Source organism: Paraburkholderia antibiotica (assembly GCF_012927125.1).
Classification (GTDB): Bacteria; Pseudomonadota; Gammaproteobacteria; order Burkholderiales; family Burkholderiaceae; genus Paraburkholderia; species Paraburkholderia antibiotica.
Genome location: NZ_JABBFZ010000018.1, coordinates 22,586 through 43,761, shown reverse-complemented (window position 1 = coordinate 43,761; position 21,176 = coordinate 22,586). Strand labels below are relative to the sequence as shown.

General features: G+C 65.5%; 20 protein-coding genes. 14 read left to right on the top strand and 6 right to left on the bottom strand.

Translation table 11 applies throughout. From position 1 onward, the window contains the following. The first annotated feature begins 7 nt into the window (after positions 1 to 7). Genes HHL14_RS24995 through hutC (HHL14_RS24985) form a run of 3 tightly spaced genes read left to right on the top strand, consistent with a single transcriptional unit; the run spans position 8 to position 2,407 of the window. Complete coding sequence (locus tag HHL14_RS24995; RefSeq protein ID WP_169500264.1) at positions 8 to 670, top strand: amino acid ABC transporter permease; 663 nt, start codon at positions 8 to 10, stop codon at positions 668 to 670. 13 nt (positions 671 to 683) lie between these two features. After that, the gene (locus HHL14_RS24990; protein WP_169500263.1) at positions 684 to 1,559 is read left to right on the top strand and encodes an amino acid ABC transporter ATP-binding protein; all 876 of its coding nucleotides are present in this window, start codon (positions 684 to 686) and stop codon (positions 1,557 to 1,559) included. After that, entirely contained in the window at positions 1,556 to 2,407 is an 852-nt protein-coding gene (gene hutC / locus HHL14_RS24985) for a histidine utilization repressor (RefSeq protein WP_169500262.1), read from the top strand. Before HHL14_RS24990 ends, hutC (HHL14_RS24985) begins: the two co-directional genes overlap by 4 nt. Positions 2,408 to 2,458: 51 nt before the next feature. Here the strand turns inward: hutC (HHL14_RS24985) and hutC (HHL14_RS24980) are convergent, their stop codons facing one another. Both hutC (HHL14_RS24980) and HHL14_RS24975 read right to left on the bottom strand, forming a co-directional pair. Continuing rightward, positions 2,459 to 3,313, bottom strand: coding sequence for a histidine utilization repressor (hutC, locus tag HHL14_RS24980; protein ID WP_407945304.1), 855 nt, complete (start codon positions 3,311 to 3,313; stop codon positions 2,459 to 2,461). Between the two features lie 261 nt (positions 3,314 to 3,574). After that, positions 3,575 to 4,255: a methyltransferase family protein gene (locus tag HHL14_RS24975; RefSeq protein WP_169500261.1), complete on the bottom strand. Its 681-nt coding sequence runs from the start codon at positions 4,253 to 4,255 to the stop codon at positions 3,575 to 3,577. Between the two features lie 442 nt (positions 4,256 to 4,697). On the opposite strand from HHL14_RS24975, the gene HHL14_RS24970 reads away from it, so the two are divergent. Further along, the gene (locus HHL14_RS24970; protein WP_169500338.1) at positions 4,698 to 5,216 is read left to right on the top strand and encodes a DUF2778 domain-containing protein; all 519 of its coding nucleotides are present in this window, start codon (positions 4,698 to 4,700) and stop codon (positions 5,214 to 5,216) included. Next, the gene (locus HHL14_RS24965) at positions 5,197 to 5,451 is read left to right on the top strand and encodes a hypothetical protein (RefSeq protein ID WP_169500260.1); all 255 of its coding nucleotides are present in this window, start codon (positions 5,197 to 5,199) and stop codon (positions 5,449 to 5,451) included. Before HHL14_RS24970 ends, HHL14_RS24965 begins: the two co-directional genes overlap by 20 nt. Positions 5,452 to 5,488: 37 nt before the next feature. Here the strand turns inward: HHL14_RS24965 and HHL14_RS24960 are convergent, their stop codons facing one another. Both HHL14_RS24960 and HHL14_RS33310 read right to left on the bottom strand, forming a co-directional pair. Next, positions 5,489 to 6,325, bottom strand: coding sequence for an arylamine N-acetyltransferase family protein (locus tag HHL14_RS24960; RefSeq protein WP_169500259.1), 837 nt, complete (start codon positions 6,323 to 6,325; stop codon positions 5,489 to 5,491). Positions 6,326 to 6,930: 605 nt separating this feature from the next. Continuing rightward, the gene (locus HHL14_RS33310) at positions 6,931 to 7,161 is read right to left on the bottom strand and encodes a hypothetical protein (protein ID WP_230413186.1); all 231 of its coding nucleotides are present in this window, start codon (positions 7,159 to 7,161) and stop codon (positions 6,931 to 6,933) included. Between HHL14_RS33310 and HHL14_RS24955 the strand changes: the two genes are divergently transcribed. The 6 genes from HHL14_RS24955 to HHL14_RS24930 all read left to right on the top strand — a co-directional run bounded on the left by HHL14_RS24955 (position 7,160) and on the right by HHL14_RS24930 (position 15,180). Beyond that, complete coding sequence (locus HHL14_RS24955; RefSeq protein ID WP_407945303.1) at positions 7,160 to 8,524, top strand: carbohydrate porin; 1,365 nt, start codon at positions 7,160 to 7,162, stop codon at positions 8,522 to 8,524. The two genes, HHL14_RS33310 and HHL14_RS24955, sit on opposite strands and share 2 nt — an antisense overlap. A 229-nt stretch (positions 8,525 to 8,753) precedes the next feature. Beyond that, positions 8,754 to 9,905, top strand: coding sequence for a hypothetical protein (locus tag HHL14_RS24950; protein WP_169500257.1), 1,152 nt, complete (start codon positions 8,754 to 8,756; stop codon positions 9,903 to 9,905). Positions 9,906 to 9,941: 36 nt separating this feature from the next. Further along, positions 9,942 to 11,276: an iron uptake transporter deferrochelatase/peroxidase subunit gene (gene efeB, locus HHL14_RS24945; RefSeq protein WP_169500256.1), complete on the top strand. Its 1,335-nt coding sequence runs from the start codon at positions 9,942 to 9,944 to the stop codon at positions 11,274 to 11,276. A gap of 157 nt (positions 11,277 to 11,433) precedes the next feature. Then, positions 11,434 to 12,465 (top strand): iron ABC transporter substrate-binding protein, encoded by a 1,032-nt coding sequence (locus HHL14_RS24940; protein ID WP_169500255.1) that lies wholly within the window; start codon positions 11,434 to 11,436, stop codon positions 12,463 to 12,465. Beyond that, positions 12,466 to 14,070, top strand: coding sequence for an ABC transporter permease (locus tag HHL14_RS24935; RefSeq protein WP_169500254.1), 1,605 nt, complete (start codon positions 12,466 to 12,468; stop codon positions 14,068 to 14,070). A gap of 54 nt (positions 14,071 to 14,124) precedes the next feature. After that, entirely contained in the window at positions 14,125 to 15,180 is a 1,056-nt protein-coding gene (locus tag HHL14_RS24930) for an ABC transporter ATP-binding protein (RefSeq protein WP_169500253.1), read from the top strand. A gap of 33 nt (positions 15,181 to 15,213) precedes the next feature. Here HHL14_RS24930 and HHL14_RS24925 read toward each other — a convergent pair whose 3' ends face one another. After that, complete coding sequence (locus HHL14_RS24925) at positions 15,214 to 16,104, bottom strand: LysR family transcriptional regulator (protein ID WP_169500252.1); 891 nt, start codon at positions 16,102 to 16,104, stop codon at positions 15,214 to 15,216. A gap of 102 nt (positions 16,105 to 16,206) precedes the next feature. On the opposite strand from HHL14_RS24925, the gene HHL14_RS24920 reads away from it, so the two are divergent. Next, on the top strand, positions 16,207 to 17,139 hold the full coding sequence (locus HHL14_RS24920) for a DMT family transporter (RefSeq protein WP_169500251.1): 933 nt from the start codon (positions 16,207 to 16,209) through the stop codon (positions 17,137 to 17,139). 27 nt (positions 17,140 to 17,166) lie between these two features. On the opposite strand, the gene HHL14_RS24915 is transcribed toward HHL14_RS24920, so the two are convergent. Then, positions 17,167 to 18,465 (bottom strand): MFS transporter, encoded by a 1,299-nt coding sequence (locus tag HHL14_RS24915; RefSeq protein WP_206002503.1) that lies wholly within the window; start codon positions 18,463 to 18,465, stop codon positions 17,167 to 17,169. Between the two features lie 258 nt (positions 18,466 to 18,723). Between HHL14_RS24915 and HHL14_RS24910 the strand changes: the two genes are divergently transcribed. Then, positions 18,724 to 19,500 carry a GntR family transcriptional regulator gene (locus HHL14_RS24910; protein WP_169500249.1) on the top strand — a complete coding sequence of 259 codons (777 nt, stop codon included), beginning with the start codon at positions 18,724 to 18,726 and terminating at the stop codon, positions 19,498 to 19,500. A 4-nt stretch (positions 19,501 to 19,504) separates the two neighbouring features. Continuing rightward, positions 19,505 to 21,175 carry a malonate decarboxylase subunit alpha gene (gene mdcA / locus HHL14_RS24905; protein WP_169500248.1) on the top strand — a complete coding sequence of 557 codons (1,671 nt, stop codon included), beginning with the start codon at positions 19,505 to 19,507 and terminating at the stop codon, positions 21,173 to 21,175. The last annotated feature ends 1 nt before the right edge of the window (position 21,176 follow it).

Below are 21,176 nucleotides of genomic sequence, written 5' to 3'. Positions count from 1 at the left end.
CGCCGCCATGCAAACGTTCGATCCCACCGTCATTACGCGCAACCTGCAGCCGATCGCCGCCGGTCTCGCGACGACGCTCGGCAGTTGGGCCGCGGGCGTCGCGATCGGTCTCGCGATCGGCTTTCTGATCGCGGTGCTGCAACTGTTCTGCGGCCCGTGGCTGCGCGCGGCGCTGCGCGTCTATATCGAACTGCTGCGCGGCACGCCGTTTCTGGTGCAGCTGTTTCTGCTGTACTACGGCGGCCCGTCGATCGGGCTCACGCTCGAACCGATGACGGCCGGCATCGTCGGTCTGGGCCTCTACGGCAGCGCGTATTTCGCCGAGGCGTTCCGCTCCGGCTTCCAGTCGGTGCCGAAAGGCCATCTCGAAGCGGCGTCGTGTCTCGGCCTGTCGCGCTGGCAAGCGATCCTGCGCATTCAGGCGCCGCAGATGCTGGTGCTGATCGTGCCCGCGCTGACCAATCTGATCATCGTGCTGAGCAAGGAAACCGCCGTGCTGTCGATCGTCACCGTGCCCGAGCTGACGTTCGTGATGACCGGCATCGGCTCGGCCACCTTCGCTTTCGTCGAAACCCTGCTGGTGCTGTGCGTGTGCTACCTCGCGCTGGTCGAGCTGACCTCGCGCGCGGGCATGTGGGCCGAAGCCCGTCTCGCACGCTTCATGGCATGATTCAGGAGCACTTATGAACGCCATCGCCGATATGCCCTCTTCCGTGCAATCCGCCGCGCCTTCCGCTCACTCAGCGTCCGCCGCGCCGCTGATCCAGGTGCGCGATCTGCGCAAACGCTTCGGCGACGTCGAGGTGCTACGCGGCGTCGATCTCGAGATCGCGCGCTCCGAAGTGGTCTGCATCATCGGGCCATCGGGCTCGGGCAAGAGCACGCTCTTGCGCTGCCTCGCCGCGCTCGAAACCTACGACCACGGCGACGTGCGCATCGAAGGCGAACTGCTCGGCTATACCGAGCGCAACGGCCGCCGCGTGCGTGCATCGCACGGCGAGATCAACCGCGTGCGCCGCAACGTCGGCATGGTGTTCCAGCAGTTCAACCTGTGGCCGCACATGACCGCGCTCGGCAACGTGATGGAAGCGCTGCTGCGCGTGCGTCGCCTGTCGCACGACGAAGCGCGCCGCCGCGCGAACGCGATGCTGGAGACGGTCGGCCTCGCGCACAAGGGCGATGCGTATCCGGCGAAGCTGTCGGGCGGTCAGCAACAGCGCGTCGCGATTGCACGCGCGCTCGCGATGGAACCGCACATCATGCTGTTCGACGAGCCGACCTCGGCGCTCGATCCCGAACTCGTCGGCGAAGTGCTGCAGGTGATGAAGCAGCTCGCGCGCGACGGCATGACGATGGCCGTGGTCACGCACGAAATGGGCTTCGCCGCGCAGGTCGCCGACAAGGTCGTGTTCATCGATCAAGGCCGCATCGCCGTCGAGGGCAAGCCGCGCGACGTGTTCCACGATGCCGCGCAGCCGCGTCTGCGGCAGTTCCTGCAAAACTATTTCGACCGCAATGCGTTCTGGACGCGCGGCCCCGACGACGCCCAACCGCTATGAGCCCGACCGTGCGCGGCAAGCCCCGGAGCCAACCCGCCGCCGCGGCCGGTGCTACGCCCGGTGCCGCGACCAGGCACACCAGCACCCGCGCCCAGGCGCCCGTCGGTGCGCGCGGCGCGGACAACGCGCCGGCCGCGCGCTACAAACAGGTCAAGCAGCATATCCGCCAGATCATCGATTCGGGCGAGCGTCAGGCGGGCGACCGCCTGCCCTCCGAACTCGACCTCGTCGCCACGCTCGGCGTGTCGCGCATGACCGTCAATCGCGCGTTGCGCGAACTCGCGGATGCGGGGCTCGTCACGCGCGTGTCCGGAGTCGGCACCTTCGTCGCACCGAACAAGCCGCAATCGACGCTGCTGATGATCGCCCATATCGGCGACGAAATCCGCTCGCGCGGTCATGCGTACCGTTGCGACGTGGTGCTGTTGCAGCGCGAGAGCGCGTCGGTGACGGTATCGAATGCGTTGGGGCTCGCGCCGGGGGCGTCGGTGTTTCATGTGATCTGCGTGCACCGCGAAAACGGTCTGCCAGTGCAACTCGAAGATCGCTACGTGAATCCGGCCGTCGCGCCGGATTTTCTGCAGCACGATTTCTCGGCGCTGAAGCCGTCGGAATATCTGCTGACGGTCGTGCCGATGCACGATCTCGAACACGTGGTCGACGCCGCGCTGGCCACGCCCACCGAAGCGGAACTGCTCGAAATTCCGCACGAGGAACCGTGCCTCACGCTGACGCGCCGCACATGGACGAGCGGCGTCGCGGTGACGTTCGCGCGCTTCGTGCATCCGGGTTCGCGCTACCGGCTCGGCTGCCGCTTCTCGCCGGATACGTCGCAGCGTCAGGGATAACGCAGATAACGCGCGCGTAACGAGCGCGTTATCTGTAGGACGGGAGCCGGACTAGACGGTCCCCGCCAGATGGAACCGCGACGCCGGATGCCAGAGCCGCACCGACGTCGCGACGTTCTCGCCGACCCACGTGCGCCGCCACAGCAGCAGACAGGGCTCGCCGATATCCATCATCAGATGCCGGCGTACATAGGCGTCGGGCTTCTGCGCGTAGATGCGAAACTCGGCGCGCTGCACCGGCGCGAGCCGCACCATGTAGTGATTCGGCGTTTCGACCGAGAAGTCCTGCTGCAGGTACTCGGGAAACACCTTCGGATTGACGAAGCGATCCTCGTACTGGATCGGCTCGCCTTCCTCGCTGTGCACGATGCACGAATGAAACGCGGGGCCGCTCGCGAGACCGAGCGCTTCGAGCGCATCGGGGTCGTCGCTCGGTTCGAGCGTCAGCACGCGCGCCGCGTGACGATGATCGCGCGCGGCGATTTCGTCGGCGATGTTGCGAATTTCCAGCACCGTCGATTCATAACGCTGCGGCGCGACGAAGGTGCCCGAGCCTTGCACGCGCGTGAGCACGCGCTCGGCGGTCAGCTCGCGCAGCGCGCGCGACACCGTCATGCGCGCGACGCCGAACTCCTTGACCAGCTCCGTTTCGGAAGGAATCAGACCGCCCGGCTTCCAGGCGCCATCGCTGATGCGCTGGACCACGTAGCGTTTGATCTGCTCGTACGCGGGCATCGCCTTGGGCTGCATATCACGACCATCGCGACTATCGCGACCGTCGCGATGACGTTCGACGGGGTTCTGCTGCTGCGCGCCCGGCTCGATCGATTCGGCCGGCGCGGCGGATGGCGCGGCGGATGGGGCAGGTACCGCAGGTACGTGATGCGCGTGTGTCGTTGTTTTCACTCCAAACCTCATGCATGGTTCGCCGGTGATACGAGTGGTACACCGTGGCCGGTTCTCCGGCGGCCGGTCCCAATCTTACCCGGTTCAGCGCTGACGGCGAGGGTTTTGTCCCGTGCGGTGGGTTTGCGGTGGGGCTTTGTGTTTGGCGCCTGCGTCTGGTCTCTGCGTTTGACCTATGCATTGAGTCCGCGCGTTTTGGCCACTATGTGCCGGCCATCGGCAATGCCGCGCCATGCTGCCAGCGGGTGTTACCAGCGAGTGTTACCAGATAAACGGCACGAAGCGATAGCGCACGCGCGCCATGTACTCCGCGTAGCCGCCGAGCTGCTCAGCCAGCACGCGCTCCTCGCGCACCGCGCGCCAGCCGAAGCCGTACGCCATCACCGGCAGCGCCACGAGCCCCCACCACGAGCCGAGCATCAGCGGCGTGCCGAGAAAGAACAGCAGAGCATCGGCGTACATCGGGTGACGGACATAGGCATAGGGGCCGGTGTCGGCGACCTTGTGTCCGCGGCTGGCCTGGATCTTCACGACCGGCGCCGCGTAACTGTTCGCGCGAAACACGTCGCGGCACCACACGATGCACAGCAGCACGCACAGTGCACCGCAGCCCGTGAGCCACAGCGGCAACGGCGCCGACCAGCGAAAGCGCATCGCGTCGAAGCTCATCAGGATCATCCAGCCGACCCACACGAGCCCGACCGCGACGACGAATAGCCGGTCCCAGCGACTCTGCTGTGCCTGCACGAACGGCGCGAGCCGCTCGGCAAGCAGCGCGGGATCGTGACGCGCAAGCCACAAGCCGAGCCACAGGCTCAACAATGCGAGCTCCAGCAGATACCACCATGCGGCCGGCCACGCCAACGTGCCGGCCGCGCCGAATAGCAGCACGCCCATGAACACGAGCCATGCAAGCGATTGCAGGATCAGGCGCGAGACCATTGTAGTGCTCCGTTGTGCGCTCTCATGTGCTTACTGCGGTGCTTTCCGTTTGCAGCGGGGGGGACGCGTCGCCGTACGCTGTCGCCAACCGCACCGCGTTGCCGACCTACTCAGAATAGCCGGATAACGAGGGCCCACGCCATGAAACCACGAAACATTCTCAGCGCACCGCACTCATCAATTTCAAATAACGCTGTGTCGCAAAGAAAAGCCCGCTTTTGCGGGCTTTTCTTTTGCGACGATCAAGGGGAGACGAATTTCGGAGTTATCCGATTACGCGCGATTAGCGTGGCGCCTATGTTGAACGCTTTCACCAACGGGAGGAAATCAATGCAGGAAGCAATGACGTTTGGCCAGCGCCAGCAAAACCGTAAGGCGGCGGGGAATTACCCCGTTAAGGCGTTGGCCGAATCTTGGCATCAGCGCGGATAAAGGGGGAGCAGTGCCTTATCAAGGTAAATTTCTGGTGAATAACGATACTTTTTCACCTCTTACCATTTTCGGCGTCGGCACGTTCGACGCCTACTCTGGCAACAATCAATACCGCAACCGTGGCGGCTGCACGATGGTGCCCGATAACGGCCCCATCCCTGCCGGTCAATACTGGATCGTCGCGCGGCCTACGGGTGGCGTAGGCTCGAAGGCTATCGCGTGGCTAAAAGATGAGTGGAATTTTTATAAGGGCAGCCCGACCGATCACAGTGAGTGGTTCGCTCTGTATCGGAATGATGGGGCGATTGATGATGTGACGTGGGTTAGCGGTGTCAAGCGCGGGCAGTTCCGGTTGCATCCTGCAGGCGGCGGTGGTCTATCTCTTGGCTGTATCACCCTGCGCAGCCGTGACGACTTCTTTAAAATCCGCGCGGCACTGCTGCATACCATGACTATCCCCGTTCGCAACTCAGGCCTTCACGCATACGGAACCATCGAGGTCGTCACTTATGGCAACACTTGCCCATAGGGCGTTCAAGGTAGTCCTTTTCATTGGGTTGTGCCTGCTCTCGATTCGCTATATCCCGTTCTCGTACGAGTGGTCACCACGCGAAGCGCGTGCATGGTTCGCAGCTTCGGCATTGCTCGGCGTGCACGATCCCGACGATCTGTATTTCCTGGTGTGGGTAACGATCGAACTGATTGTGGCGGTGCTGGCCTATATCGGGATCATGAAACTATGGCGATGGTATCGCCCACGTTAAACGAAGGCCCAGCGACGGGCCTTCGTCACGCCTCCCCTCAAGCCGCCCCATCGCGCGTACGCACACGCTCGAACACGTCGCCAACGTCGATATCCTCCAGGTTCAGACCGAACCGCTCGCGCAGACAGTCGGCCAGTTCGGCGGCGCTCGCGAGACGCCGCTCCAGAACGACCTGTCCTTCGCCGTCGCGCTCGGTGTACTGATCGTTGAATAGCGCGAGCCGCAACTCGGGCAGCACGCGGCACACCATCAGGTTATGCGCGAACACCGAATCCGGCGACGTCGACGTGTACCAGTTCGAGGTCTCGTAATCGACCCATTCGACCGGCCCCAGATCGATGTGATAGACACGCGCCCAATTGCCGTCGTGCGTCTGCACCTCCAGGTACAGCGTGTCGTGCCCCGCGTCGGCGAGCCGGAACGTGCCGAGCGGAATCGGTTGCGCGAGCCCCGCACTCAGACACAACGGCGCGGTCAGCGTGACGCCGCCGAAGCCGACATCGGCGATCCACGCGTCGTTGCCGATATCGATGCGCAGCGCCATATGCGTGCGCGGCGGAATCGCGCCCGGCTCGCGGCCCCACACGACGCGCGCGAGCAGCGGCGTGACCTTGAAGCCGAGTTGCATCAGCACGTTCGCGAACAGGATGTTCTGCTCGAAACAGTAGCCGCCGCGTTTGGCCGTGACGAGCTTGCGCTGGATCGATTCGAGGTCGAGCCTGACCGGACAGCGTGTCAACGGATTCAGATTCTCGAACGGAATCGCGGCGGGATGCAGCCGGTGAATCGCCTGCAGCACGTCCAGCGTGGCCGTGCGCGGGCCCTGATAGCCGATGCGGGCGAAGTAGTTTTCCAGATTGATGGTGTCGGACATCGGCGTGGTTCCGATAGGGTTGCGGGATCGACGCCGGTCGGCCGCGAGCGTGAGCGTTTGCATGCGCGGCCGACCGGGTACTCGGCGAGACGATCATAGCCGATCCATCGCGACGTTCATGCGACGTCTTCTTTATTTGCGAAGCACTGCGTGCGCGTCGCCCGCAATCCTTGCGCAGCCGTTGTTCAACCGTTGCTGCGGCGATGCCATTCCCGCTATCTGCTCCCGGCATACCCTCTAGCTACTCTTTAGCGCCGACAGCGCGATACACGACGCGCTTTGCACGATCTACGGAAACACACCCCCGCTCATCAGCAACAAAACCAACAGCGTGCGCCCGTTCACTTCGACCTCCTTACTTTTCCTTTCGGGTCAACTCGTGCGTGTCCACACACTATCCCCCAGCGCGTTTTGTCTAACCACATCAATACGATCGAATTACGTTTTTATTAACATCGATTTGCCTATCTATAGGTACTGAAATTGATTTGTAAATATCAGCATTACGTGTCAGTAATATTGATGAGAATCGTTCTCATTTGTGTTGACTCTCTTAATTACCCTACGTACGATCACGCCATCTACTGCTTCGGCATCCCGGGATATCACGCGAATTCGCGCCAGGCAGTCGCAATGCTGATCACATCGGTCGAAACAACACCAATAAGGATTTCGATGAAGTTCGCCCAACTCAACGGACCGCGCGTCGATGCGCGTCCTTTTTGCGACTCCCCTGCCCGTTCCCGCGCAATCTCTCGTACGCGTTTGCCTTCGCTGCGTCGCGTCGCGCTGTGCACCGCCTTCGCGTGGGCCTCGCTGAGCGCCGGCGCGGCCATGGCCGAAGCCAATCCCGATGCGAACCCGGAAGCGCCCGAAGCCGACCTGAAAATCCAGGCGACCCAGACCAGTCAGTGGACCGGTTTCTGGAATCGTCAGCAGATGCTCGGCGACATGGGTGGCCTGCGTCCGTGGCTCGGCAAATACGGCGTAACCTTCACGCTGACCGAAACCAGCGAAGTGCTCGCCAATCTGCGCGGCGGTCTCGCACGCGGCGCCGACTACGACGGCCTCACCACCGCCACCGTGCAGATGGATACGCAAAAAGCGTTCGGTCTGCCGGGCGGCCTCTTCAACGTCAGCGCGCTGCAGATTCACGGCGCCAACCTGAGCGCCAACAAGCTCGGCACGCTGAACACCGCGAGCGGCATCGAAGCGGACGACGCGACGCGTCTGTGGGAGCTCTGGTATCAGCAGTCCTTCCTGAACAAGCGCGTCGACGTGAAGATCGGTCAGCAGAGTCTCGACCAGGAATTCATCGTGAGTTCGTATGCGGCGCTGTTCCTCAACACGATGTTCGGCTGGCCCGCGCTGCCCTCTTACGACATGCCTTCGGGCGGTCCGGCGTATCCGCTGTCCGGTCTCGGCGTGCGCGTGCGCGGCCAGATCACCCCTTCGTTGACCGCGCTTGCCGGCGTGTATTCGGGCGATCCGCTCGGCAACAACCCGAACAACATGAGCGGCACGAACTTCAACCTGCATAACGGCGCGTTGTGGATCGGCGAATTGCAGTACGCGATCAACCAGCCGGCCGAAGGCGAAATGGTCGGCGTGGGCGGCGGTGGTCTGCCGGGCACCTACAAGATCGGTGTCTGGTACAACAGCAACAGCTTCGCGGATCAGCGTTTCGACAATAACGGTCTGTCGCTCGCGAACCCGGCATCGACCGGCATTGCCGCGAATCATCGCGGCAACTACAGCTTCTATGCGGTCGCCGACCAGATGATCTGGCGTCCGGACCCCGACGAGGCGCGCAGCCTCGGCGTGTTCGCACGCGTGATGGGCGCGCCGGGCGACCGCAACCTCGTGCAGGTCGCGGCCAACCTCGGCGTCGTGCTGAAGGCGCCGTTCAAGGGCCGCGACAACGACAGCGCCGGTCTCGCGCTCACCTACATCAAGATCGGCAGCCATGTGAACGGACTCGATCAGGACACCCTGGCATTCAGCGGCGGTCCGTACGGCGTGCGCACCAGCGAAACCGCGCTCGAGGCGACCTATCAGTACCAGGTCAATCCGTGGTGGCAGGTGCAGGCCGATGCGCAATACACGTTCAACGCCGGCGCCGGCCAGAACCCGAACGACCCGACGCAGCCGCTGCGCAATACGTTCGTCGTCGGCGTGCGGACCATCATCAATTTCTGACGCCGCGCGCCACGCACTCATACACACGTACTCATACACACGTACTCATACACACGTACTCATACACACGTACTCATACACACGTACTCATACACACGTACTCATACACACGTACTCATACACACGTACTCACGCAACCACACGCAACCACACGCAATCGGACCCGCACTTCCATGCACTCCATCGTCACCGCCACTCCCGCTTTGTGCGCCCGCACGGAGGCCCAATCGTGAACCCGTTCTCGCGCAAGTTTTCGTCGCGCGCACTGCTCGCCGCGACGGCCGCCACGCTCGGCACGCTCGCACTCGCGACGGCCAGCAGCGCCTATGCCGAGCCGCAAGGCTTTCTCGAAACCGTCAAGCATCACACGACGCTGATCAACACCGTGCCCGATAACGGCGACCAGAACCCGTACGCGATCGTGGTCGCGCCGGTCAGCGCCGGCGCCGTGAAGCAGGGCGACGTGCTGGTCGGCAACTTCAACAACTCGACCAATCTGCAAGGCACCGGCAGCACGATCATCAACTATCACCCGGACACCAGACAGATGTCGGTGTTCGCGACCGTGCCGCGCGATCTGAAGGAATGCCCGGGCGGCATCGGCCTGTCGACCGCGATGACGATGCTGAAGTCGGGCTGGGTGATCGTCGGCAGCACGCCGAGCAACGACGGTACGACCGGCACCAAGGGCGCCGGCTGTCTGATCGTGATCGACCCGCAGGGCAAGATCGCCTCGACGATCTCGACGCCGAACATCAACGACCCGTGGGGCAACATGGCGGTCGTCGACAACGGCACCAGCGCGACGTTGTTCGTCAGCAACGCGGGCTTCGGCGTCGGCGGCGCGGACGGCAATCCGCCGGTGTTCAAGCAGGCCACCGTGCTGCGCCTCGACCTCGACGTGCCGGACGGCAAGCCGCCCGTCGTGCAGAAGGAAACCGTGATCGGCAGCGGCTTCGGCGCGCAGGCCGACAAGGGCGTGTTCCTCGTCGGGCCGACCGGCCTCGCGCTGTCGGGCGATAAGAAACTGCTGTACGTGTCCGACGCGATCGGCAACCGCATCACCGAGATCGACGATCCGCTCACGCGCGACACCAGCGCGGGCGTCGGCCGCCAGCTGACCGCCGACGGCCTGCTGCATCGTCCGCTCGCGATGGTCACCGCGCCCAACGGTCACCTGCTCGTGACCAACGCGCTGAATGGCCAGGTCGTCGAGATCGACCCGGCGACCGGCAAGCAGCTCTACGCACGCTGGATCGATACCGACAAGGCGCAATCGCCGCCCGGCAACGGCGACCTGTTCGGCATCGCGATGACGCCGGAAGGCGACGGCTTCTACTACGTCGAAGACGACGTGAACACGCTGGTGCTCGCGAAGTAAGCGACGCACCCGCCAGCTTCAGCAAGGTGAAGTGATATGAGCAACGATCACCCCCCACGGCCGCCGCGGCCCTCGCGGCGCGGCTTTCTGAAAGCCGGCGGCGCCGCGGTCGCCGCCGGGGCGAGCTTGGGTGCGACGCTCGGCGCCGGTCTCGCGACCGCTCAGCCCGCGCTCGCGAAAGCCCCCGCGCACAGCGCGCCGAACCCCGACCCGCAGTTGCAGGTCGAGCCGTTCTACGGCGCGCATCAAGGCGGCATCGTCACGCCGCAGCAAAGTCACACCTATGTCGCCGCGCTCGATCTGACCACCGACAAGCGCGACGAGGTGATCGCGCTGCTGCGCGCATGGACCGAGGCGGCCGCGCGTCTCACGCAAGGCAGCACGGCCGTCGCGCTGCCCGTGGGCGAGACCGGCGACAACCAGGCCGCGCCCGATTCCGGCGACGTGCTCGGACTCGGCCCGAACGGTCTGACGATCACGTTCGGCTTCGGCCCCGGCCTCTTCAGCAAAGACGGTAAGGACCGCTACGGACTCGCCTCGCGCCGCCCCGCCGCGCTCGTCGATCTGCCGCGCTTTAACGGCGATCAGCTGATCAAGGAGAAGACCGGCGGCGACCTGTTCATCCAGGCGTGCGCGAACGACGCGCAGGTCGCGTTTCACGCGGTGCGGCAACTGTCGCGCCGCGCGTACGGCGTCGCGGCGATGCGCTGGGGTCAGGCCGGCTTCCTGTCCGGGCCGCGCAACCAGACACCGCGCAATCTGATGGGCTTCAAGGACGGCACCAACAATCCGTCGACCGCGAAGCCGGAGCTGATGAACCAGTTCGTGTGGGCCCGCGCCACCGACGACGCGCCGTGGATGGAAGGTGGCACCTACACCGTCGTGCGCCGCATTCGCATCACGCTCGAACACTGGGACAACACCGAGCTCGGCTTCCAGGAGCAGGTGTTCGGCCGCCACAAGTACAGCGGCGCGCCGATCGGCAGCAAGAACGAATTCGATGCGGTGGACCTGAAGGCCGAGGACAAGGACGGCAATCCGCTGATTCCCGAGAACTCGCACGTGCGGCTGTCGAATCAGGCGAGCAACAACGGCGCGCAGATCCTGCGCCGCTCGTATTCGTACAACGAAGGCACCAACTTCTATATCGAGCGCTGGCCGCCATGGCGCCAGGAAACCGAGTACGACGCGGGGCTGATTTTCGTCGCGCATCAGAGCGACCCGCGCACCGGCTTCATCCCGATCAACGACCGGCTCGCGAAGTTCGACATGATGAACCAGTTCACGACCCACGTCGGCAGCGCGATTTTCGTCGTGCCGCCGGGGGCGAAGCCGGGTTCGTATGTCGGCGCGGGATTGTTCGAGACGTGATGCGGCCGCCGATGGCTTTGCATGTGAACTGCCCCGCACTCGCGGGTGCAGCCAGGCACACGCCATCCGGCACCATCAGGCATCCGAAGTAAATGAAGCACGCCGGGCGCGCGCCGCCCGGCCCCACTCCAACACCATTAAAACGGACTTCCGCAACATGGCTTATTCCTGGTTTGCCACCCGCCTGCGCGCGCTCGCCGGCGTGGCCGCGCTCTCGTTCACCGCGCTCGCGACGGTGCCGTCGGCGGCTCACGCGGCGTCGATCACGCTGTACAACGCGCAGCACGAGCAGGTCGTCAATCTGCTCGCGAAGGACTTCGAAAAGGAATCGGGCATTTCGGTGAGAATCCGCAACGGCGAAGGCCCGGCGCTGGCCGCGCAGATCGTCGCGGAGGGCGCGGCATCGCCCGCCGACGTGTACTTCACCGAGAACTCGCCGGAGCTGATGCTGCTGGAAGAGAAAGGCCTGCTCGCGAAGGTCGACGCGGCGACGCTCGCCACGGTGCCGGCGCGCTTCAATTCGCCGGGCGGCGCATGGGTCGCGGTGACCGCGCGCGAAAGCGTGCTCGCGTACAACACGGCGAAGCTGCAACCGTCGCAGTTGCCGCAATCGCTGTTCGATCTGGCGAAGCCGGAATGGAAAGGCAAGGTCGGCATCGCGCCGAGCGACGCCGACTTCCTGCCGCTCGTGAGCGCCGTGCTCGCACTGAAGGGCGAAGAGCAGACGGTGGCCTGGCTGAAGGGCCTGAAGGCCAACTCGCAGATTTTCGACGACGACGAAGGCGTGGTCGCCGCGGTGAATCGCGGCGCGGTCGCGACCGGTCTGATCAACAACTACTACTGGTCGCGTCTGCACGCGGAAATCGGCGACGCGAAAACCCGCAGCGCGATCTATCACTTCGGCCACGGCGATGCGGGCGCGCTCGTCAACGTATCGGGCGCGGGCGTGCTGAAGTCCGCGCATAACGCCGACGGCGCGCAGAAGTTTCTCGCCTATCTGGTCAGCGAGCGCGCGCAGCAACTGATGGCGAACAGCCACGTGATGTTCGAATATCCGCTGCACGCGGGCGTCGCGCCGGACCCGGCGCTCAAGCCGTTCGCCGAACTGACTCCGCCCGCGCTGACGATCCAGCAGCTCGGCGACGATAGTCAGGCCGGCAAGCTGCTGCGCCAGGCCGGTCTGCTGTAAATGAGCGAAGCACTGTCAGCCGGTCCGCCGGCTGTCTCCCCCGCCCCGGCACGCGTGCGTACGCGCGCGCCGCGTGGCCTCTTCGCGGCGGCGGCACTCAGCGCATTGCTGGTGCTGCTGCCGATCGCGTTTACGTTCTGGCGCGCGGCGAGCTTCGGCGTCGGCGAAGCGCTCGATCTGATCTGGCGGCCGCTCGTCGGCGAACTGCTGATCAACACGGTGCTGATCACCGTCGCGACCACGCTGGTGTGCGCGGTGCTCGGCACCGCGGCCGCATGGTTCGTCGAGCGTACGCATCTACCCGGACGCAGCGCGTGGGCCGTACTGTGCGCCGCGCCGCTGGCGATGCCGGCGTTCATCTCCAGCTACGCATGGGTGTCGCTGAGCGAAGATCTGCAGGACTTCAACGGCGCGCTGCTGGTGCTGAGCTGCGCGTATTTTCCGCTCGTCTATCTGCCGGTCGCCGCCGCGTTGCGCGGCATGGACCCGGCGCTCGAAGAAAGCGCGCGCGCGCTCGGCTGCAATCGCTGGAGCAGCTTCGTGCGCGTGGTGCTGCCACAATTGCGCCCGGCGCTGCTCGGCGGCATGTTGCTGGTGGCGCTCGGCGTGCTGTCCGAATTCGGCGCGTTTACGCTGCTGCGCTTCCATACCTTCACCACGCAGATCTACGCGGAATTCCGCACCAGTTTCGATGGCGGCGGCGCGTCGCTGCTCGCGTGTCTGCTGATCGCGATCTGCCTCGTCGTGCTCGCGTTCGAGTTTCGCGTGCGCGGCGCGGCGCGCTATGAGCGCGTCGATCGCGGCACCCGCCGCGCGGTGCTGCGCTATGAACTCGGCGCGTGGCGCTGGCTCGTGGTCGCTGGCTTTGCGCTGCTGACGCTCGCTACGCTCGGCGTGCCGCTCGGCATGATCGGTTTCTGGCTCACGCAGCCGGGCGCGGCCGCGGTCACGCCCGCCGACGTCTCGCCCGAACTACTGTGGAATGCGACGTTGTCGTCGCTTGGTTTCGGCCTCGCGGCGGCGGCGCTGACCACGCTGCTGGTGGTGCCGCTCGCGTTTCTGCTGGTGCGCTATCCGACGCGTTTCGCGACGCTGTTCGAGCGCACCGTGTTTCTCGCCCAGGGCGTGCCGGGGCTGGTGATCGCGCTCGCGATCGTGTCACTCGCCGTGCATGCGTTGCAGCCGCTTTATCAGAGCGCGACGCTGCTGGTCGTCGCGTACGCGATCCTGTTCATGCCGGTCGCGCTGGTCAGCGTGCGCGCGGCGTTCATGCAGGCGCAGCCTCGTCTCGAGGAAACCGCGCGTGCGCTCGGCCTCACCTGGACGCAGACGCTCGTGCGCGTGGTTCTCCCGCTCGCCGGTCCGGGACTCGGCGCGGCTGCGGCAATGGTGTTTATCTCGGTCGTCACCGAACTGAACGCGACGCTGCTGTTGTCGCCGCTCGACACGCAAACGCTCGCGACCCAGGTATGGGCCGATACGTCGACGATGGCGTTTGCCGCCGCCGCGCCGTATGCGGCGCTGCTGACCGGTATCTCGCTGTGCGCGTCGGGGCTGCTGTTCGCGCTGCTCGGCAAATCGGCGCTGCTCGGCGAACGCGGCTAGACTGCGCGGGCTTTTCAACTCGCCGCTTTTTACTTCGACCTCCTTCGGATTTTCATGAGCGAACTTCGTATCCGCGGACTGCAGAAATCGTTCGACGGCCACCCGGTGCTGCACGGCATCGATCTCGCGGTCAAACGCGGCACGCTGCTCGCACTGCTGGGGCCGTCGGGCAGCGGCAAGACCACGCTGCTGCGCCTCCTGTGCGGCTTCGAGCGCGCGGACGGCGGCAGTGTCGAGATCGACGGCCGGCGCGTGGTGGGCGACGACCTGCATGTGCCGTCCGAGCAGCGCCGCATCGGTTATGTCCCGCAGGAAGGCGCGTTGTTTCCGCATCTGTCGGTGGCGGACAACATCGTGTTCGGGCTGCCGCGCGCGCAGCGGCGCGCGCGCCATCGCGTCGCTGAGTTGCTCGAACTGGTCGGCCTGCCCGCGCAATTCGGCGAACGCGCACCGCAGCAACTGTCGGGCGGTCAGCAGCAGCGCGTCGCGCTCGCGCGTGCGCTTGCGCCCGCGCCGACCCTCGTCATGCTCGACGAACCGTTCTCGTCGCTCGATGCCGCGTTGCGCGTCGAAACCCGCCAGGCGGTCGCGAACGCGCTCGCCGCGGCCGGCGCGACTGCTGTGCTGGTTACGCACGATCAGTCGGAGGCGCTGTCGCTCGGGCATGAAGTCGCGGTGCTGTGGAACGGCCGGCTGATCCAGACCGCGACGCCCGAGGCGTTGTACCGGCGGCCGGTGACGCGCGAGCTTGCGTCGTTCGTCGGCGAGGCGGTGCTGTTGCCGGGCGACGCGCGCGAGCAACGTGTGCATTGCGAGCTGGGCGAATTGAGCCTGGCCGCACCGCCCGGCAACGGCGCGGTCGACGTGATGCTGCGGCCCGAGCAGATCCGACTGCTGCGCGCGGACGAGACGCCGCCGGCAGGCACCGCGCATGCCGCGCTCGTCACCGAAGTGATCTTCCAGGGCCAGGACGCGAGCGTCGCGCTACAACTGCAATCCGCGACGCGCACGATGGTGCGCGCGCGTGTGCCGGGTTATCTGAGCCCGCGCGCGGGCGACCAGGTGCGGATCGCGGTGGACGGCGACGTGACCGCTTATGCACGGGCGTGAGCGCTGCCTTTCGTCGAACCACCCTTCATTGCACTACCCCTCGTTACGCCCCGCCCCGCGCCCTGGCGTGCGTAACGACAGATCCTGCATCATCTGCTGGGCCAGATAATCGCAGGTCGGTCGATCCGACTTCGCACTACGCGCGACCACGATTTCGAGCGGCGCGATTTTCGGCAGGCCTTGCGCGTCGCCGAGAATCGCGAGTCGCGACGGCACGCTGCAACGCGTGAGCGCGATCACCGACAAACCCGCATCCACCGTCGCGACGAGCCCCATCAGGCTCGCGCTGCTGAACGCCGCGCGATAGCGGATGCGCGCGCCATCCAGCGCGGCGAGCGTGTGCTGCCGCGCGATGCAGCCCGGCTCGTACAGCCCCACCGGCAACGGCGAGGCCGCCAGCACCGGCGTATCGATCGACGCCCCCACCCACACCATCGGCTCGCTGCGCACGAATTCGCCGCGCAGCTTGCGGTCGCGCGTGACGAACGCGAGGTCGATCTTGTTGTCGGCAAGCATCGGCGCGAGCGCGGTGCTCTGCGCGCAGACGATCTCGATCTCGACGCGCGGATACAGAGTCGCGAAGCGCCGCAACACCGGCGACAGCAGCGACGACACGTAGTCGTCCGGTGCGCCGAGCACCACGCGCCCGGTCACCTCCGGCCGCACGATCGCCGACCACGCCTCCTCCTGCAACGCCAGCGCGCGCCGCGCGTATTCGAGCAGCGTATTGCCGGGCCGCGTCAGCGACAGATTGCGCGTATTACGCGTGAACAGCGTGGTGCCGAGCATCGCCTCGAGCCGCTTGATCTGCATGCTGACCGCCGCCTGCGAGCGATGCACATTCGCCGCCGCCTTCGTGAAACTGCCCGCGTCCACGACCGCGACGAAGCTGCGCAACAGATCGACGTCGAATTCAGGGTTCACGATTTATCAATCAAGCTTATGGAATTGCTCAATTTAATTCGTTTGTGATCGGCCCGCAAGCCGCGCGATACTCGCAGGCATCATTCAATGGAGCCGTCCCGCATGTCCCTCACCTCACGTCAACAAGGCGCCATCACGCTGGCGAGCGGCGGGCTGCTGATGGGCACGATCGGCGTGTTCGTCGAGGAAGCGCGGCTCGATGTGCTGACGCTGGTGTTTTTCCGCTGCCTGTTCGGCTTTCTGTCGCTGGCCGCGTATTGCGTGTGGAAGGGCTTTTTCACGCGCGATCAGTTCACGCGCCGCACGGTTACGCTCGCGCTGATTTCAGGTGTCCTGATGGTCACGCAATGGGTCGGCTTTTTCGACGCGATTCATCGCACCAGCATCGCGGTCGCGACCGTCGTGTTTCATGTGCAACCGTTCTGGGTCGTGCTGATCGGCGCGGCGTTGTTCAATGAGCGACTCGGCGCGGACCGGCTCGGCTGGATCGCAACGGCATTCGTCGGACTCGTGCTGGCGTCGGGCGTGATCACTACCGATACGTTGCACGGCCACAGCAGCTATCTGATCGGCCTCGGCGAAGCGCTGTTCGGCTCGCTGCTGTATGCGAGTGTCACGCTGATCGCCAAGAGCCTCGGCGAATTGCGCCCGCATCTGCTGACGCTCGCGCAATGCGCGGTCGGCGTGGTGTGTCTGCCGCTGATCGCGCCGCTGGTCGGCTCATTGACGCTCACGCACATCGGCCCGATGCAATGGTTCTGGCTGATCGGCATGGGCGTGCTGCATACCGGGCTGTCGTATGTGCTGATTTACGGCGCGCTGCCGAAGCTCACCACGCCGGTGATCGCGGTGCTGCTGTTCGTCTATCCGCTGACCGCGATCGTCGTCGATGCGCTCGTGTACAGCCGCGCGCTGTCGTTGCCGCAACTCGCGGGCATGGTACTGATCGTCGCCGCGAGTCTCGGCGTCAACCTCGGCTGGCCGCTGCTGTCGCTGCTGCATCCGGGCGGACGGGCACGCAGTCACGCGAAGTAGCGCGCCGCCCGTCCCACGCCGTCTTTCTCACTGCGGCAACGTCTCGCCCTTCGTCTCCGGCGCGAACGGAATCACGAACAGGCCGAGCACGAACGCGAGCGCGGTCAGCGCGACCGGCACCCCGAGCGTCTGCATATGCAGCACCGCCGCGCCGAGCAGGAAGTTCACGCCCGCACCGACGAAACGCCCGAACGACGTGCAGAACGCAAACGCCGTCGCGCGCACACGGGTCTCGAACTGTTCGGGCAGCCACAGGCTGAACAGCGCGAAATTGCCGCCGAAGAAGCCGAGCACGAAGAGCCACGCGATAAACGGCGCGAGTCCGTTCGGCAAATAGAACGCCCAGCCGAAGCTCGCCGCGATCGAGATCGCCATCCCGACGAAATACACCGCCAGTGTCTTCTTGCGGCCGATTCGCTCGGCCATCGGCGGCAGCGCGAGACAACCGAGGATCGTGCCGATCGACAGCAAGCCGGTGGCGAGCGACGCGGTGCGGATCGAGTCGCTCTTCGACATGCCGGCGCGCGTCGCGAGCTGGATCACCGCGGACGGCTCATACACCGCGCCCGCCCACAAACCGATGATCGCGATCGTCAGCAGAATGCACGCGACCCATGTGCGACGCCGGTAGGCGGCCCCAAGAATTTCGCGCAGCGGCTTCACGCGCACCGTCTTCGCGTCGGCTTTCTGCCACTTCTCCGGCTCCTTCACGCGCAGCAGAATCAGAATCGCGACGACGACCGGCACCGCGCCGGTCAGGAACATCGCGCGCCAGCCGAAGTGCACGCCGATCGTGTAGTTGAGCGCGGCCGCGAGAAAGAAGCCCGCGTAGTAGCCGGTTTGCAGATAACCGGCCCCCATCTTGCGACGATCCTCCGGCCACGCCTCGGCCACATAGGTACCCGCCAACGCCCACTCGCCGCCGATGCCCACACCGGCAATGAAGCGATAGATACCAAGCTGCCACACATTGGTCGAGGTCGCGGCGAGCCCCGTGAAAATCGCGAACGTGAAGATCGTCGCCGCGAGCACCTTGGTACGGCCGAAGCGATCCGCGAGCGGCCCCCAGATGAACGACAGCCCCCAGCCGACCAGGAACAGCGCGAACAGGATCGAGCCCGCGAGCCCGACGTTCGACGGCGTCGCCGCGAAGCCGGAGCGCGGCAGCAGCTCGGTCAGCGCGGGCGTGAGCACCAGCGCGTAGATGAACGAGTCCATGCCGTCGAGCGTCCAGCCGGCCCACGCGCCCCAGAACCCGGCGATCTGCGAACGGTTGAGCGGCGTGCGCCGCCGGGCGACCGCATTGCGGTCGGTCAATGTATTCATCATGCTCCTCCAGCCTACAGTGGGCGAACGTAACGAAAACGACAGGCGCGCGCAGGTTGAATGATCGGCAACGCCCTCGTACAACTGACGATGAGGACGACCGCGAGCGCGCTCAGGCAATCTTTCCAGCAATCTCCATGCAGCAGATTCCAGCGCATCGCGGCGCCGGTTGCGACGTTCGTGCAAGGGCTTCCCGACCAGGTTTGCGGGTTTGCCCGCGCTGTAAAACGCGTCTTTTTATATACAATATTTGAAATCATGAGCGACGCAACTGAAGGTTTTCCCCTGGAAGCGCCGGCACGCGCCCCGCTTCTGCCCGCCGCGGCGCCACGCGAGAGCACCTCGCACGTGATCGCGGAGGCGCTGCGCGCGGCGATCGTCGACGGCACGCTCGCGCCTGGCGCGCCGTTGCGACAGGACGCGATCGCGCGGCATTTCTCCGTGAGTGCAATTCCCGTGCGCGAAGCGCTGCGCCAGCTCGAAAGCGAGGGCTGGGCGCGCGCTGCCGTGCACAAGGGCGCCACCGTCGCCCCACTGTCCGCCGACGAAGCGCGCGAAATCTACGAGATCCGCTCGGCACTCGAAAGCCTCGCGCTGGCTCTTGCGATCCCCAATCACACCGCCGCGACCCTGAGCGAAGCCGCGCTGCTGTGCGATGCCGCCGAACGCGAAGCCGACCCGTCGCGCTACGTCGCGCGCAACGCCGCGTTTCATATGAGCCTGTATGCGCCCGCCGGCCGCCCGCAACTCGAGGACATGATCGGGCTACTGCATCGGCGCGGCGAACGCTATCTGCGGCTGAAGTTCGGCCTGCCGTCGTACAAGGGCGAATCCGACCAGGAGCATGCGGCGCTGCTCGACGCGGTGCAGCGTCGCGACATCGCGACCGCGCAGTCGCTCGTGGTCGCGCATCTGCTCGGCACCGGCGAGCTGCTACATCGTTTTCTGACCGAACGCGCGCGCGACGAAGCCGCGCTTGCGCATCAACCGAAGTCGCGCGGCCGACGCCCGCGCGCCACCACCGGAGCCGATTGAGCCGATGAACCATTCCGCCGAAGCCGCTGCGCCGTTGTCCGCCGCCCGTTCGTGGACGACCCGTCGCGACGAAAAGAACCGCCGTCTCGCCGCGATCGCCCCGTGGCTCGAAGACGGCGTGCTGCCCGCGCACCGCATCGTCGAGGCGCTCGAAACGCTGATTCGCCCCGGCGAGCGCGTCGCGCTCGAAGGCGACAACCAGAAGCAGGCCGACTTCCTGTCGCGCTCGCTCGCGAAGGTCGACCCCGGCAAGCTGCACGACGTGCACCTGCTGATTTCGAGCATCAGTCGTCCTGAACATCTGACGCTGTTCGAACGCGGCATCGCGCACAAGGTCGATTTCTCGTTCGCCGGTCCGCAGAGCCTGCGCGTCGCGCAACTGCTCGAAGACGGCCAGCTCGAAATCGGCGCAATTTACACATACGTCGAGCTGTACGCGCGGATGTTCGTCGATCTGAGCCCGCACGTCGCGCTGCTCTGCGCGGAAAAGGCCGACCGCCACGGCAATCTGTACACCGGCCCGAACACCGAAGACACGCCGACCATTGCCGAGGCCGCCGCGTTCCGTCACGGCATCGTGATCGTGCAGGTCAACGAGATCGTCGACGAACTGCCGCGCGTCGACATTCCCGGCTCGTGGGTCGACGTGGTCGTGCAGGCGGACCGGCCGTTCGCGGTCGAGCCATTGTTCACACGCGACCCGCGCCATATCGGCGACCTGCAGGTGCTGACCGCGATGATGGTGATTCGCGGCATTTACGAGCCGTATGGCGTCACGTCGCTCAATCACGGCATCGGCTTCGATACCGCGGCGATCGAACTGCTGCTGCCCACCTACGGCGAAGCGCTCGGCCTCAAGGGCAAGATCTGCCGCAACTGGACGCTCAATCCGCACCCGACGATGATCCCCGCGATCGAATCGGGTTGGGTCGACAGCATCCACTGCTTCGGCAGCGAGGTCGGCATGGAGGCGTATATCGAGGCGCGGCCCGACGTGTTTTTCACCGGCAACGACGGCAGCCTGCGCTCGAACCGCGTGCTGTGTCAGCTCGCGGGGCAATACGGCGTCGATCTGTTTATCGGCTCGACGCTACAGATCGACGCGGACGCGAATTCGTCGACGGTCACGCGCGGGCGGCTGGCCGGTTTCGGCGGCGCGCCGAACATGGGCCACGATCCGCGCGGCCGGCGTCATTCGAGCGAGGCGTGGCTGAAACTGCTGAAAGGCGACGGGCCGGTCGCGCGCGGTCAGAAGCTGGTCGTGCAACTGGCCGAGACGTACAAGAAAGGCGGCGAGCCGACCTTCGTCGATGAACTCGACGCGGTCGCGGTCGGCGCGAAAAGCGGCATGCCGATTGCACCGGTGATGATCTACGGCGACGACGTCAGCCACGTGGTCACCGAAGAAGGCATCGCGCATCTGCACAAGGCCGAGGGCATCGACGAACGGCGCGCGGCACTCGCGGCGGTGGCCGGCGTCACGCCGATCGGCTTGCGCGCGAAGCCGGAGAAGACCGCCGAGTTGCGCCGGCGCGGCATCGTCGCGTATCCGGAAGACCTCGGCATCCGGCGCGGCGAAGCGAAGCGCTCGCTGCTCGCGGCGCGCAGCATCGACGATCTGGTCACGTCGTCGGGCGGACTGTACGCGCCGCCCGCGCGCTTCCGGAGCTGGTGAC

Bases quoted from the DNA above. Each gene is read 5' to 3' on its own strand.
- HHL14_RS24995 (WP_169500264.1), top strand. From the start codon at position 8: ATGCAAACGTTCGATCCCACCGTCATTACGCGCAACCTGCAGCCGATC.
- HHL14_RS24960 (WP_169500259.1), bottom strand. From the start codon at position 6,325: ATGTCCGACACCATCAATCTGGAAAACTACTTCGCCCGCATCGGCTAT.
- mdcA (WP_169500248.1), top strand. From the start codon at position 19,505: ATGAACCATTCCGCCGAAGCCGCTGCGCCGTTGTCCGCCGCCCGTTCG.
- HHL14_RS24965 (WP_169500260.1), top strand. From the start codon at position 5,197: ATGGCAACACTTGCCCATAGGGCGTTCAAGGTAGTCCTTTTCATTGGG.
- HHL14_RS24990 (WP_169500263.1), top strand. From the start codon at position 684: ATGAACGCCATCGCCGATATGCCCTCTTCCGTGCAATCCGCCGCGCCT.
- HHL14_RS24915 (WP_206002503.1), bottom strand. From the start codon at position 18,465: ATGAATACATTGACCGACCGCAATGCGGTCGCCCGGCGGCGCACGCCG.
- HHL14_RS24940 (WP_169500255.1), top strand. From the start codon at position 11,434: ATGGCTTATTCCTGGTTTGCCACCCGCCTGCGCGCGCTCGCCGGCGTG.
- efeB (WP_169500256.1), top strand. From the start codon at position 9,942: ATGAGCAACGATCACCCCCCACGGCCGCCGCGGCCCTCGCGGCGCGGC.
- HHL14_RS24930 (WP_169500253.1), top strand. From the start codon at position 14,125: ATGAGCGAACTTCGTATCCGCGGACTGCAGAAATCGTTCGACGGCCAC.
- hutC (WP_169500262.1), top strand. From the start codon at position 1,556: ATGAGCCCGACCGTGCGCGGCAAGCCCCGGAGCCAACCCGCCGCCGCG.
- HHL14_RS24975 (WP_169500261.1), bottom strand. From the start codon at position 4,255: ATGGTCTCGCGCCTGATCCTGCAATCGCTTGCATGGCTCGTGTTCATG.
- HHL14_RS24935 (WP_169500254.1), top strand. From the start codon at position 12,466: ATGAGCGAAGCACTGTCAGCCGGTCCGCCGGCTGTCTCCCCCGCCCCG.
- HHL14_RS24955 (WP_407945303.1), top strand. From the start codon at position 7,160: ATGGCCGAAGCCAATCCCGATGCGAACCCGGAAGCGCCCGAAGCCGAC.
- HHL14_RS24910 (WP_169500249.1), top strand. From the start codon at position 18,724: ATGAGCGACGCAACTGAAGGTTTTCCCCTGGAAGCGCCGGCACGCGCC.
- HHL14_RS24920 (WP_169500251.1), top strand. From the start codon at position 16,207: ATGTCCCTCACCTCACGTCAACAAGGCGCCATCACGCTGGCGAGCGGC.
- HHL14_RS33310 (WP_230413186.1), bottom strand. From the start codon at position 7,161: ATGGCCGCGCCGGCGCTCAGCGAGGCCCACGCGAAGGCGGTGCACAGC.